The organism is Streptomyces sp. NPDC044984 (assembly GCF_040646935.1).
Classification (GTDB): domain Bacteria; phylum Actinomycetota; class Actinomycetes; order Streptomycetales; family Streptomycetaceae; genus Streptomyces.
In genome coordinates this window covers 131,815-145,218 of the sequence record NZ_JBEZBE010000023.1, presented here as the reverse complement: position 1 = coordinate 145,218, position 13,404 = coordinate 131,815, and the positions used below count along the sequence as shown (strand labels likewise).

The 13,404-nt window shown below is 72.9% G+C and carries 11 protein-coding genes; 2 read left to right on the top strand and 9 right to left on the bottom strand.

Annotated elements, in window-relative coordinates; all coding sequences use genetic code 11:
• Positions 1–192 precede the first annotated feature (192 nt).
• Positions 193–1,689 carry an alpha/beta hydrolase gene (locus tag AB0A94_RS24650; protein WP_361747611.1) on the top strand — a complete coding sequence of 499 codons (1,497 nt, stop codon included), beginning with the start codon at positions 193–195 and terminating at the stop codon, positions 1,687–1,689.
• A gap of 157 nt (positions 1,690–1,846) precedes the next feature.
• Positions 1,847–2,167 (top strand): hypothetical protein, encoded by a 321-nt coding sequence (locus AB0A94_RS24645; RefSeq protein WP_361747609.1) that lies wholly within the window; start codon positions 1,847–1,849, stop codon positions 2,165–2,167.
• A gap of 10 nt (positions 2,168–2,177) precedes the next feature.
• On the opposite strand, the gene AB0A94_RS24640 is transcribed toward AB0A94_RS24645, so the two are convergent.
• The 9 genes from AB0A94_RS24640 to AB0A94_RS24600 form a co-directional block, all read right to left on the bottom strand.
• Positions 2,178–2,840 carry a response regulator transcription factor gene (locus AB0A94_RS24640; protein ID WP_361747607.1) on the bottom strand — a complete coding sequence of 221 codons (663 nt, stop codon included), beginning with the start codon at positions 2,838–2,840 and terminating at the stop codon, positions 2,178–2,180.
• The gene (locus tag AB0A94_RS24635) at positions 2,837–4,045 is read right to left on the bottom strand and encodes a sensor histidine kinase (protein WP_361747624.1); all 1,209 of its coding nucleotides are present in this window, start codon (positions 4,043–4,045) and stop codon (positions 2,837–2,839) included. Before AB0A94_RS24635 ends, AB0A94_RS24640 begins: the two co-directional genes overlap by 4 nt.
• A 132-nt stretch (positions 4,046–4,177) precedes the next feature.
• Positions 4,178–6,259 (bottom strand): MMPL family transporter, encoded by a 2,082-nt coding sequence (locus tag AB0A94_RS24630; RefSeq protein ID WP_361747605.1) that lies wholly within the window; start codon positions 6,257–6,259, stop codon positions 4,178–4,180.
• Between the two features lie 162 nt (positions 6,260–6,421).
• The gene (locus AB0A94_RS24625; protein WP_361747603.1) at positions 6,422–7,615 is read right to left on the bottom strand and encodes a hypothetical protein; all 1,194 of its coding nucleotides are present in this window, start codon (positions 7,613–7,615) and stop codon (positions 6,422–6,424) included.
• A gap of 72 nt (positions 7,616–7,687) precedes the next feature.
• A complete protein-coding gene (locus AB0A94_RS24620; RefSeq protein ID WP_361747601.1) occupies positions 7,688–8,710 on the bottom strand; it encodes an SCO2521 family protein in 1,023 nt (340 codons plus the stop codon).
• A 1-nt stretch (position 8,711) separates the two neighbouring features.
• Positions 8,712–9,677: an SCO2522 family protein gene (locus AB0A94_RS24615; protein ID WP_361747600.1), complete on the bottom strand. Its 966-nt coding sequence runs from the start codon at positions 9,675–9,677 to the stop codon at positions 8,712–8,714.
• A complete protein-coding gene (locus AB0A94_RS24610) occupies positions 9,674–10,591 on the bottom strand; it encodes an SCO2523 family variant P-loop protein (protein WP_361747598.1) in 918 nt (305 codons plus the stop codon). Before AB0A94_RS24610 ends, AB0A94_RS24615 begins: the two co-directional genes overlap by 4 nt.
• Before the next feature lie 3 nt (positions 10,592–10,594).
• A complete protein-coding gene (locus AB0A94_RS24605; protein WP_361747596.1) occupies positions 10,595–12,436 on the bottom strand; it encodes an SCO2524 family protein in 1,842 nt (613 codons plus the stop codon).
• Between the two features lie 55 nt (positions 12,437–12,491).
• A complete protein-coding gene (locus AB0A94_RS24600; RefSeq protein WP_361747594.1) occupies positions 12,492–13,262 on the bottom strand; it encodes an SCO2525 family SAM-dependent methyltransferase in 771 nt (256 codons plus the stop codon).
• Between the last annotated feature and the right edge of the window lie 142 nt (positions 13,263–13,404).

Here is a 13,404-nt window from a genome sequence, read left to right as displayed (position 1 = left end):
CATCGCCGAAGGCGACGCGAAGTGGAGCGCAGCGCAACACAGCGCCCTTGACGCGGCTCGCGGAAGCACGACACTGACAAAGAAGCGAGTGGCCCGACGCCCGCTGGTCAGCGTGCCCTGGGGTAAACCCCCGTAGAAACACGCCCGTTGACCGGATGGGGGCGAGGGCGAGTCACCGCGAGGCTCATGGGCATGTCGCTGACCACATCACGCACCCTCGCCCTCACCGCCGTACCCGCCGCCCTCCTCGTCGCCCTGCTCCCACCCCTGACCGCCCAAGCCGTACCCGACCCCACGTCCCGGCCGTCCCTCGCCTGGGGGCCCTGCGAGGGCACCGGCGACGCCGACCCCCGCCAGGAGTGCGCCACCCTCCAGGTCCCCATGGACCACGCCGACCCCGACGGCCCGCAGATCTCCCTCGCCGTCTCCCGCATCCCCGCCGAGAGCCCCACATCCCGCCGCGGCACCCTCTTCCTCATCCCCGGCGGACCGGGCGGCTCCAGCCTCGACGACCCCTCCGGCAAGGGGCAGAAGCTGCCCCAGGACATCCGCGACCAGTACGACCTCATCGGCTTCGCACCCCGCGGCCTCGCCCCGTCCACCCCCGTCGACTGCGGGCTGGAGTACGCCGACCTCGCCACCTCCAAACTGCGCCCCTGGCCCGCCCCGGACGGCTCGGTCGACGGGAACATGGCCACCGCCGAGCGCATCGCGACAGCCTGCGCACACAACGGCGGCGAACTGATCCGCCACATCAGCACCCGGAACAACGCCCGCGACCTCGACCGCCTCCGGGCCGCGCTCGGTGAGCGGAAGATCTCCGCGTGGGGGGTGTCGTACGGCACGTACGTCGGAGCCGTCTACAGCCAGATGTTCCCGCACCGCACGGACCGGATCGTGCTGGACAGCAACGACGACCCCGACCCGACCCGGGTGGCCCGCGCCTGGCTCGCCGGGCACGAGCAGGGCGTCGAGGACACGTTCCCGCACTTCGCGGCGTGGGCGTCGGCACCCGGCAACCCGGACCGGATCGCGGACACGGCCGCCGAGGTCCGTCCGCTGTTCCTCCGGCTCGCCGCCCGCCTCGACCGCCAGCCGATCCCCTGGCCGGGCGCCAACCCCGAGGAGCTGAACGGCAACGTCCTGCGCCAGACCATGCTGGACAGCCTCTACCGGCCCAGCCGTTACCCGGCCCTCGCCAAGCTGATGCTGGCCGCCCGGCAGGGCACCGTACCGCCCGCGCCGTCCGCCCCGCCCGAGTCGGTGCTGCAGAACGTGACCGCCGTCGGCGCCGGCACGCTCTGCAACGACGTGGCCTGGCCCGAGTCCGCCGCCGTGTACCGGAAGGATGTCGCCGAGAGCCGGGCCAAGTTCCCGCTCACCGCGGGCATGCCCCGCAACGCGATGCCGTGCGCCGCCTGGCCGTACGAGCCCCGCGAGGCACCCGCCCGCATCACCGGCCGGGGACCGTCCAACGTCCTCCTGATCCAGAACGAACGGGACGTCGCCACCCCGCTCAGCGGCGCGCTGAAGCTCCGCGAGGCGTTCGGCCGGCGGGCGGTCATGGTCACCGTGAACTCCACCGGCCACGACGCCTACCTCGCCAACGGCAACGAGTGCGGCGACCGCACGGTCTCCCACTACCTGTCCACCGGCGAACGCCCCGCCCGGGACGTGTACTGCCGCTGACGACAGGCGTTCAAGCGTTCCCCGGGCCGCTCGTCCGACCGGACGATGAACTGCCGATGGCGCCGTTGGCGTGACGCTTCGTCCCGGTCGCAACCGGGCCTCCCGCTACCGGCCTCCTGTCCTGACAGAACCGACACCTCTCGGTGAGGAGACCGACATGACCGCGACCGCTTTCGAGTACGGCCCGAACCATGTCCTCGTCGACCCCCGCGCCGTCCAGGACGGCGCGGACTCCACCTGGTGGCCGCCGGCGGCCGGGCAGCCGGAGAGCGACCACCTGCTGGCCCCGCCCGACCCGGCCGACCGCCTCGACATCGCCATCGACCCGCGCGACCGCCGCCGACTGGAGCTGTACGCCGCCCTGACCGCCGCCGGCATTCCGCCGCGCCCCGAGGACCGTGAGGCCGTCGAGAGCCTGAGCGCCCTGCCCGGCAGCGTCACCAGCACCGTCCGGCGGTGGCTGCACCACACCCGGTGAGCCGCCGGGCTCACGCCCTGCCCGGTGCCACCAGCCCCGACTCGTAGGCCACGATCACCAGTTGGGCCCGGTCCCGCGCCCCGAGCTTGCCCATGGTCCGGCTCACGTGGGTCTTCGCGGTCAGCGGGCTCAGGCCCAGCGACTCCGCGATCTCGGTGTTGTTCAGCCCGCGGGCGACCAGGGTGAGCACCTCGCGTTCGCGGTCGGACAGGCACTCGGGACCGGCGGCGACGGGCGCGGACGGGCTGCGCAGGAACCGTTCGATCAGCCGGGCCGTGGGGCCCGGGGAGAGCAGTGCCTCGCCGGCCGCGACCGTGCGGATGGCGTCCAGCAGTTCGGCGGGCCGGGTGTCCTTCACCAGGAACCCGGAGGCTCCGGCGCGCAGCGCGTCCACGATGTTCTCGTCGGTGTCGTAGGTGGTGAGGACGAGGACCCTGACCCCCGCGAGGTCGTCGTCGTCGGCGATCAGGCGGGTCGCCTCGATGCCGTCGAGGTCGGGCATGCGGATGTCCATGACGACGAGGTCGGCGCGCTCGGTGCGGGCCAGTTCCGCCGCCTGCCGGCCGGTGGCCGCCTGTCCGACGACCTCCATGTCGGGCGCCGACTCGACGAGCATCGCGAACGCCTCCCGTACCAGGGTCTGGTCGTCGGCGAGCAGCACGCGGATGGTCATCCGGTTCCTTCCCGGGTCGTCGCGGGCGTCAGCGGCAGTTCCGCGGTGACCTCGAAACCGCCGCCCGTCCGTGGTCCGGCGTCGAGTGTGCCACCCACGCTGCGGGCCCGTTCCCGCATGCCGACGAGACCGAAGCCCGGGATGGTGCCGGGGGTGGGTCCGGTGCCGTCGTCGGTGACGGACAGGCGCAGGAGGCCGTCCTCCTCGCGCAGGTCGACACGGACGGCCGGTTCGGGTCCCGCGTGCCGGACCGCGTTGGTCAGCGCCTCCTGCACGAGGCGGTACGCGGCGGCTCCGACGGCGGGCGGAACGGAGGAAGCCACCCGGACGGTCGGTTCGACCCGGGCACCCGCCAGGCGCGCGGCCTCCACCAGGTCGGGGACCCCGGCCAGGCCGGCCAGCGGGCCGCGGGTGTCCGACGGGCCGCGGGCGTCCGAAGGACCGCCGTTGTCGCGCAGCACCTCCAGGGTCGTACGGAGTTCACCGCGGGCCGTCCGGCAGGTCTCGGCGATGTCGTCGAGGGCCTTGGCGACGGTCTCCCGGTCGAGGCGTTCGGGGTCGGCGGCCAGGACGTGCGCGGCCACGGAGGTCTGCACGCCGATGAGGGTGATGCTGTGGGCGAGCAGGTCGTGCAGGTCGCGGGCGATGCGCAGGCGCTCCTCGGCGACCCGGCGGCGGGCCTCCTCCTCCCTGGTGCGTTCGGCCCGTTCGGCGCGTTCGACGATGGCGGCGACGTACTGGCGGTAGAAGCGGACGTCGACGCCCAGGAAGAGCACGGCGACGACCCAGCCGGTGATGCGGAACAGTTCCACGAAGCCGTCGGGGTTGGTGAGGGCGTTCACGGTGAGGGTCGTGCCGATGACGACGGTGCCGAGGAGCAGGGTGCGGCGCGGTGTGCCGGTCGCCGCGACGGTGTACAGCGCGATCATGGTCGCGGCGACGGGCGCGGCGTGGTTGTTGTCGAGGGCGTGGTACGGCACGACCGGCAGCAGCACCAGCAGCAGCACCGGCAGGGGGTGGCGGCGGCGCCACGCCAGCGGGACGTGGGCGGTGAGCATCAGGGCCCAGCCGAGCGCGTCGGGGTCGCGGCCGTGACCCACGAGCAGCGCGAGGACGGTGGCGAGCAGGGCGGTGCACGCGGCGAGGACCGCGTCGTTGCGGACGGCGTGCGGGGCGGTCAGGGGGTCGCGGTTGACCGCGGCCATGATCCGCTCGCCGATGCGGGGGCGTTCCGCCGCCGCCGTGGGGGGCGCTGTCGTCGTGTGCACGGGGTCCATCCTCCGGGAGGAGGGCGCCCCTCCGGGAGGGAGGGGCGCCCCGGGGTGGCACGCGGGGGGCTACACCGGTTCCGGCTGCCGTTCGCGCGGGACCGGCTCCGGGGCCCGGGAGAGTCCGCCGGGCCACCACAGCCGGCGGCGGAGCAGCACGCTCGCCGTGGTGACGAGGTAGGTGCGGACGAGGAACGTGTCGAGGAGGACGCCGACCGCGATGACGAAGCCGAGTTCGACCAGCGCCACCAGGGGCAGCGTGGTGAGCACGGCGAAGGTCGCGGCGAGGACGACGCCTGCGGAGGCGATCACCCCGCCCGTGGTGCGCAGCGCGGTGAGCGCGGCGGCCTCGGGTTCGGCGCCGTTCAGGGACTCCTCGCGCATGCGGTGCAGGAGGAAGATGCCGTAGTCGACGCCGAGGGCGACCAGGAAGACGAAGGAGAGCAGTCCGAGTCCGGGGTCGGTGCCGGCGAAGCCGAGCAGCGGCTCGAAGACCAGTCCGCCGATGCCGAGGGCGGCGCCCCAGACGGCGACGACCGCGGCGAGCAGCAGCAGCGGTGCGACGAGGCTGCGGAGCAGGACCACGAGGATCACGAACACGGCGGCGAGCACCAGCGGCACGATCACCCTGCGGTCGCGGGACTCGCTGTCGGCGAGGTCGAGCTGCTGGGCGCTGGGGCCTCCGACGTGGGCGCCGTGGTCGTCGTCGAGTGCGTCGCGCAGGGCTTCGATGGTGCGGGTCTCGCCGGCCGTCTCGGGGGCGGCGGTGGCGAACACGGAGATCTCGGTCCAGCCTGCGCCGCTGCGTCCGGCGGTGGCGTCGGCGACCCCCTCGGTGGTACGGGCCTCCGCCAGGACGGCGTCCGCCCGGTCGGTGGGTGCCATCACGGTGAGGGGGCGGCTGCTGCGCTCGGGGTACTCCTCGGCCAGGGTCGCCATCGCGGTGATGGACTCGGGCCGGTCGGTGAAGGAGTCCTCCTGCTTGAGGTCGCCGGTGAGGTTGAGGGTGCCGAGGGCGAGGGCGCCGAGGAGGGCGGCACCGCCGGCGAGGACGGCGGCGGGGCGGCGCGCGGCGGAGGTGCCCATCGCGGCGAATAGCGACCGGCGTGCCTTGGGGGCGCTGCCGAAGGCGGGGACCAGCGGCCAGAACACGCGGCGGCCGAGCAGGACGAGGACCGCGGGCAGCAGCGTCGTCATGGCGACGAGCGCGGCGAGTACGCCGACCGTGCCGACGGGGCCCATGCCGCTGCTGCTGTTGAGGTCGGCGGCGAGCAGGCACAGCAGTCCGGCGGCGACGGTGCCGGAGGAGGCGAGGATCGCCGGTCCGCAGCCGCGCAGCGCGGCGCGCATGGCGTCGTACGGGTGCTCGTGGCGGCGCAGTTCCTCGCGGTAGCGGGAGACGAGCAGCAGCGCGTAGTCGGTGCCGGCGCCGAGGACGAGCACGGTCATGATGCCGCCGCTCTGGCCGGTGACGGTGACGTCGAGGAGTTCGTGCATGCCGTATCCGGCGGCCATCGCGAGGGCGGCGGCGACGCCCGCGACGGCGAGCGGGACCAGCCAGAGGAACGGGCTGCGGTAGATCAGCACGAGCAGCACGGTGACGACGCCGAGGGTGGCGAGGAGCAGGGTGCCGTCGATGGTCTCGAACACCTTGCCCATGTCGGTGCCGAGGGCGCCGGGCCCGCCGACCTCGACGCTCAGTCCGCCGGTGCCGTCGGCGATCCCGCGCACCCCGTCGACGAACGCGTTCCGGGCCTCCTCGTCCTGGCCCGGCTCGGTGCTGGAGACCGGGTACATGAGGGTGCTGCCGTCCGCGGAGGGGACGCCCCGGGGGGTGTCCGTCAGCTCGTAGGCGCCCTCGACCTCGGCGACCTGTGCGGCGGCGGTCCGCCGGTCGGCTGCGGTCAGGCCGCCGTCCCGGTGGTAGACCAGCACGAGGTCGGTGGACTCGCCGCCGGGCAGCTCGTCCTGGATGCGGGCCACCTGGGTGGAGTCGGCGCTGTCGGGCAGGTAGTCGACGGCCCGGTTCTGCTGGACCTCGCCGAACTTGCCGGCCAGCGGCCCGACGAGCACGAGCGCGGCCAGCCACAGCCCGACCACCGCCCAGGGCACCAGGCGCCGTCGCCGTACACGTGTCCTTGCGTCCCCCATGGGTCGGGGCTCCCCTCCGGTCGGGTGTCTGGGTCGGTTCCCAGACTCCCGGCGGAAGGGGCGCGGATCGTCGGACGTGGGATCGAGTTGCGGGGTACTGCGTGGGGCGGCACGCGGGCGGGACTACTCCCCGGGGAGTAACCCGCCGTGCGCCGACGGGTGTCAGGCCCGGTCGACCATCCAGGTGCCGTCCTCCTCGTCGTCGACCCGTACCTCCAGTTCGCGGATGCTCATGCCCGCGTCCCACAGTTCCCGGAAGCGCTTCATGCGGTCCTGGACGTGGTCGCGTCGCGCGATGAGCCGGGTCCTGACGTTGACGTCGCGCAGGTCCTGTTCGATCTCGAAGGAGACCTCCTCGTCGTAGACGATGAAGTCGTCGGTGGTGCCGCGCTGGAGGTGCGGCGGCAGCTCGGGCAGCACCGCCACCCGGACCTCGATGTGCAGCGCCTTCTGCTCGTCGCACAGGCGCAGCAGCCGGTCGTCGAGTTCGCGTGCGCTCGCCAGCAGGAACAGCCGCCGTACCGGCACCCCGTGTTCCTCGATCGCCTCCCGCTGGGCGTCGAGGTAGCGGCTGGCGGGCTCGCTGTTCCAGAACTCGCGGTCGACGGAGGTGCTGATGGCGTCGACGGAGCGCTCCGCGGCGTGGGTGAGGCTGAGCATCCAGTCGTGGTTCTCGCCGTGGCACTCCACGCTCATGCTGGTGAGCGCCGCCATGTGCCCGACCACCCGCTGCATCTCCAGGCGGACGAACGTGTAGAGGATCGACGGTCCGGGCGCGAGGGCCTCGGCGAAGCGCTTGGCCAGTTCCGGTACGCCGTCGGTGCGGACGCGGTCGAGCGGCGGGTACGACTCGGGGGGCGGGGCCTGCTGGGCGAGGCGGTTCTCGACGAGTTGCCGGATGTCCTCGGCGTGCCGGGCCAGACCGGTCCGCAGGTCGTCGTCGTGCCGCTCCAGGCCGTCCCGCACGGTGGCGGCGGTCTCGGCGAGGACGCTCTGGGTCCGCAGGGCCTGTTCGTCGGGTTCCCGGTCCCGGACGAGGAGGTACTGGAGGGCCACCGTGGCGGCGGCGCAGAGCGCGGCGGCGGCGAGCTGCCGGAGCGCTCCGCCCTGCGGACTCAGCAGTGCGGCGGCGCCCCAGACGGCGAGGCCGACGGTGAGGCCGGTCAGGAGCCTGCGCGTCCACTCGGTCCGGTCGGGCGACTGCGCCCGGGGGCGTGCGGGTGTGCCGTCCGGGACGCCGGGCGGCCGGGGCCGGGTCGGGCCGGGGACCGCCGGACCGCCCTCGGGTCCGGGCGCGCCCCCCGCGCCGGGCAGGGGTGCCGTGTCCTCGGGCTGGGGTGACTGTGCCGTGCTCATCTCGCTTCTCCCCCCGTTGGGATGCGCGTCGGATCGGGGTGCGGGGATGTGCGTGGGGCCGAAACTGCGAGGTCAGGTGGTCAACTCGGCCTCCCGGTGGGGCGGGGGGATCGCGTGCAGGGCGAGCTGGTCCCGGATGCGCTGCACCAGCGTCCGCCACTGCCGGGTGAAGCCGGGGCGGTCCTCCAGCGTCTCCCAGAGGGGGGCGAGTCCGTGCGCGACGCGGGCCCGCGGCATCCACAGGTGCAGCAGGTGGTCGACGGCGGGCCGCAGCGCCGTGACGACGGCGGGGCGGTCCTCGCCGGTCCGGGGCCGCGGCCGGGCGGGCGGTTCCGCGGCGCCCAGCCGGATGCCGTCCAGGATGCGGACGACGGTGGTGAGCAGCCAGTCGTGCAGGGCGAGGTCGTCGCAGAGCACGGCGATCTCGCCGGCGGGCGTGCCCGGGGGGACGCGGAGCCGTACGGTGCGCAGTTCGTCCTCGGCGAGGGTGAACCGCTCGATCGACGGCCCCTCGTCGCGCTCGGTGGGCAGGGCCACCCAGCGCAGCCGGGTGGGGCGTGACTTCAGGGGCGGGCGCTGGTCGAGCAGGGGGTGGCGCAGCAGGCGGGTGAGCAGGTTGTCGGCGATCAGCCCGATGTCGAGTTCGCCGTGCCGGCCGCCGTTCAGCAGGCCCTGGGCGACCGCCTCGTACGGCAGTTTCCCGAACGGCTCGACCGTCGCGGGCCGTACCAGGTAGTGGCCCCAGGGGCGCCGGTGGTCGGGTCCGGCGGCGGGGACCCGGAAGTAGGCGGAGCTCTGCAGGACGCGCCCCTCGGTGAGGGAGGCCCGGGCGGCGACGGTGCCGACGGCGCGGATCCTGGCGCCGTCGGCGCTGGGCAGGGGGCAGTCGACGCCGGTGAGGGTGTCCGGGGAGCGGCCGTAGAGGTTGGGGCGCTCGGAGAGCAGGACGCGTTCGTCGGCGCGCAGTCCGAGGAGCTGGGCGGCGGCGCGGCTGTCGAGGGCCTGCAGGGCGGGCAGCAGGCAGGTGCGGACCTCGCCGCAGGCGAGCACGACGGGCGGCTGCTTCTCCCCCGGCGTCATGTCCCCCGGCGTCATGTCACTGCCCCGCGTAGAAGACGTAGGAGACGCGGTCGGCCACCGAGTCGGGGACGGTCACGTGCTCGCGGGCGGAGCGCTCGGCGGTCTGGGCGAGTGCTCCGGGGTCGACCTCGATCTGGTCGAGGATCACGCGGACGGCGTGCTCGACGGGTAAGAACCGGCTGGGGATCACCGAGCAGGTCCGGTAGGCGGCGAACGGGTCCGCCCGGGGGTTGAGCCGGAGCAGCGGGGGCAGTTCGTCCCAGTCGTCGGGGAAGGCGTCGGCGGTGTGCGGCTGGGGTACGAGGACGGCCTCGCCCTCGTCGCGCAGCAGCCCGAGGCGGGCGAGCTGCCACACCGCGGCGAGGAAGGGGCAGGACCAGGTGCGGTGCCCGTCGGGGCCGTCGTCCCAGAGTTCGACGTCCAGGAAGACGGAGTGGCGGCGGGCCACGGTCTCCTTCGGCGGCCGCCAGGCGGTGGCCTTCTTCATGGCCTGCGGGGCGCGTGCGACGGGGCTGCGCTCGCCGTTGGCCAGCCAGCCGGTCTGCGCGGCCGGCGGGCGCAGGCCGTAGCTGCCGGGCGGCGGTTCCTCGACGATCCGCCCGGCCACGGCCTCGGCGACGGGCACCTTGCCGGCGACGGCGCAGCCGGACTCGCGGGCCAGGTAGTCGACGACGAGCCCGGCCCGGTCGGCTTCCGCCAGCAGCATGGGGACGACGTCGGCCGGGGCGGAGAAGCGGGTGAAGTAGTCGTCGACGAGGAAGCAGGTGCTGATCCGGGGGCGTTTGCCGCCGGTGGCGGCGGCCGCGCCGGCGCGTGCCGCCTCCGCCCAGGGGCGCACCCGCTCGAAGTGCCGCCGCAGGTGCCGGGGGCCGGCCTCGAAGTCCTCCATGTAGAGGTGGCCGAGCTCCAGGGAGAGGTGGGACAGGGGCACGGCCTGGGTGCGTGGTTCGGCGGCCGTCTCGCGGAACACCGCTTCCGTCATGGCCGCCCCCAGCAGTCGTCGTCGGTGAGACGTCGCGCGATCTCCTCCAGCGCCTCCAGTGTCTCCTTGTTGGCGATCTGTGTGGAGAGGACGTCCTCTTCGGTGATGAGCTGTTCGCGCCACTGCAGGATGGGTTCCAGGGGGACGACGCCGAGCACCACGCTGTCGCCGATGCGGTGCTCGGCGGCGAGCCGGCGCAGCGCCTCGTCGCAGGACTGCATCCAGGCGGCCTGGGCGGGCGAGCCCTGGGACCACAGCGGCGAGTCCGGGTCGGGTACGGCGGCCCGGACGAAGCGGACGGCGCCCTGCAGCGCCTCCTCGTCGTGGCCGCGTTCGACGCCGCTCCGGATGATGCCGTGGTCCTTGTGGACGAGTCCGGCGGCGGCGATCACGTGCTGCCGGGTCCAGCGGTGGAAGACCAGCCAGCGGAACGGGACGTAGCGCATCCGGGGGTGGGCGGTCGCGGCGAGGATCATGTCGACGGCGTAGCTGCGGCCGGCGCTGAGGTCGACGACGATCAGGTCGAACTCGCCGTGCAGCCGCAGCAGGAGGTCGACGCACCGTTCGAGGGCGTCCTCCCCGATGGCGAACTCGCCGCCGCCGGCGTCGCCGGGGAGCAGCACCAGGCGGCCCGCCTGGTTGGGCCGGGCGCGCAGTTGGGGGTGCTCGGTCTGCCGCCAGACGTCGATCCTGGCCGGTTCGGTGACCGTGCCCTCCAGGTAGGAGTGCAGGCCGCGTTCCTCGGTGCCGCGCATCGCACCGGGTACGTCGAAGACGGCGGCGGCGGTGGGCGAGCCGAAGTCGAAGTCCACGTAGGCCACGTGGTCGCCGCTGAGGGCGCGCTGGTAGGCCAGGTTGGCGCTGGTCACCGAACGGCCGGTGCCTCCTTTGTCGGAGGCGGCGAAGACGAGCACGGCTCACACCTCCTGCGCGGCGGCGCCCCGTGCCTGGGCCAGGGTGTCGAGTTCCTGGAGCACGGGCAGGGCCAGGGCGAACGCGGTCGCCGGCCGGTCGTCGACCAGGCTGCGGGCGTGGTCGAGGCGGCTTTCTATGCTCCGCATGGCCCGGCCCCGGCTTCCGTCGGGGCTGGCGGAGGCCTCCATCTGCTCCCTGCCGAAGAGGTGGGTGGCCTCGCTGAGCAGGTCCCTGGCCAGCTCGGCGAGTTCGGGGCTGCGGATGGGCTGTTGTTCGTAGAGGTTGCGGGCGGCGACCAGGCACTCGGTGACGCGCTCGGTGATGCTCCAGGAGAGGCGCTTGCTGACGCGTGCGTCCGGGTAGACGGCGCGTGCGTGGTCCCAGAGGCCGGCTCCCTCGCCGTCCTCGATGCGCCGGTTCCACAGGTGCTCGAACGACTGCTCGCCCAGGCGGAGCAGCCGGTCCTGTGCCTCGATGTTCCGGGAGAGTTCCGCCAGCTGGATGATCCGCTTGAGCAGCTGGGCGGAGAAGTCGGTCATCCGCCACTGCAGCGGTCCGCCGGACCGCTCGGAGCCGGCGAGCGGCATGGTGACGCCCGGGTTGTGCAGCTCGATGGCGGGATCGTTCTTGGTCATGCGGCTGGTGACGCGACCGCGGTCGGCGAGGCGCTCCATGATGGCGACGGTGCGGGTGAGGTCGTCGTCGGTGGCCTTCCGGCGGACCAGGTCGTGGACGAGGATGGCCGCGACGGTCAGGGAGAAGTACTCCGACTCCAGTCGCAGTCCGGTGGTCTGCCAGGGCAGGTCCTCCAGGGGCCAGCGCTCGCTGCCGAACCGGGCGATGGCCGACCAGTACTGCTGGCTGAGCTCCCAGCGCAGGCGTAACGCCTCGGCGAGTTTCTGCTGGTCCGCGTCGAGCAGTCCCAGGGTGAGGGTGCGGTCGGAGAACAGGTCCTGGATGCCGTCCAGGGCGATGACGGTGAAGTACACGTACGGCAGCCGGTCGGCGATGCCGTCGGGCTGGCCGGGGACCTGGACGTCCAGGTCGGTGATGGTCGGCGCGTCCTTGACCACGCCCCAGGCCCAGCCGCACTCGAAGAGCTGGCTCTCGTCGCGGATGCTCTCGTCGACCTGGATGCCGCGGCTGAGGCTTTCGATGATCGTGGCGCGCAGCGGGCGGAACCGGCGGGAGAACTGCTGGAGGACGGCCCGGTCGGACTGTCTCTCCTGGCCGATGACCTGGATGAGCCGCCGGCCCTGCTCGGACTCGGCGTCGAAGACGTTGACGGTGAAGGAGCGCAGGAGGCTGATCATCGCGGCGGTCAGCCGGGTGTTGGTGGCCTCCCGCAGCTCGGCGAGGGCCTTGCGCACGTCGGGGCGGGTGGTGCTGGGCTCGTAGACCTTGAGGAATCCGAGCGTGGCGAGGCAGAGCGTGACGGACATGGAGTAGGAGTCGACCACGCCCAGCTGGTACTGCTCGTGGGTGAGTTTCTGCTGGGGTTCGGCCGGCCTGAAGTAGTGTCCGCCGGCGAAGGTGGGGCTGTCGTCGGGGCCGGTGTGGCTGCGCATGAACTGGGAGAGCGCGGTGATCAGGTTGGGCGGGATCTCCAGCCGGCTGCCGACCCCCTCCAAGGCGCGCAGCACGTCCCGCTCGGTGGTGTCCGGCTGGTCGAGGCGGAACGCGGGGACCTCGGTGGCGGGATAGAGCAGGCAGAGCAGCCGCTCGGCGTCGGCGACGCTGCTCAGCCCGTCGGTGTCCTCCCAGACGAGTTTCCCGTCGTCGAACGAATGGCGGGCCATGGCCCGCCAGATGTCCAGCAGATGCTGCCGTGGCTTGATCTGCATCCCCGCACCCCTCGTACAGATCTCGTTGCCCTGTGTTCAGACATGGTCCCCGTTCCTACGGGGTGGCAATCGCCGAATTCCGCCGCCCCAGCGCGAGAATCATTCCCTCGTGACCCGGCCGCACCATGTGGTCCATGTCGTGGATTTCCAACTCGTCGGTGAACGGTTCCAGGCTCTCCCGGACCCGGTCCGCGTCGACCCGGTAAGCGGGGTACCTGTGCGCGCCGACCTGGTATCCGAGGGATTCCTTCATGAACGCCGCGGCGAAGGGGGCTCCCCCGTTCAGCGCGTCCATGAAGCACTCCATTCCCCGCTGGAACTCGTCGGGGCACTCGGACATCGAGTCGGCGACGAAGAACATCGTGCCGATGTCCCAGCGCCGCTGTCCGTCGAGGTCCAGCAGGTTGGCGCGTTCCACCCGGACGATCTCACCGAAGCGGCTCCTCGGCTCGACCTCCCGGTAGGCGGGAGCCTGACTCAGTACGTTCCAGAAGGCGTCCCACGCGGTGTCGTAGCCTCCGCCGGACGCCTGCTTCTCCAGATATTCGACATTCGGAGTCGCGTATTCCAGAAGGAGGATCTTTTCGCACCAGGGCAGCATGGACAGGGCCGGATAGAGATTCGCGCCGGCGCCCACGTCGACCCCGCGGACCGAGGCCGGGACACCCTGCTCGTAGCAGCGGCTGAAATAGTCGCGCATGAGCCCCACGATCAGCAGATCGACCTCGAGCGGGGTGCGGTAATTGAGGTCGACGTACACCTCCGGATCGAACTTCGACCATGGCGCGTCGGCGTTGCGATCCATCATCACCCTGCCAAGTTCCATTCAGTGTCGGACAAGACCGTGTGCCCAGCGCACGAGTCCCCGGTGGACGCCGGCGGACGAAGAAGCGGCTCCGGTGCTCGCACGGTAAGCCCGGTCGGCACGCGGAGACAGCCAGGAACACGCCAGTCCTCCGTGACCGGGC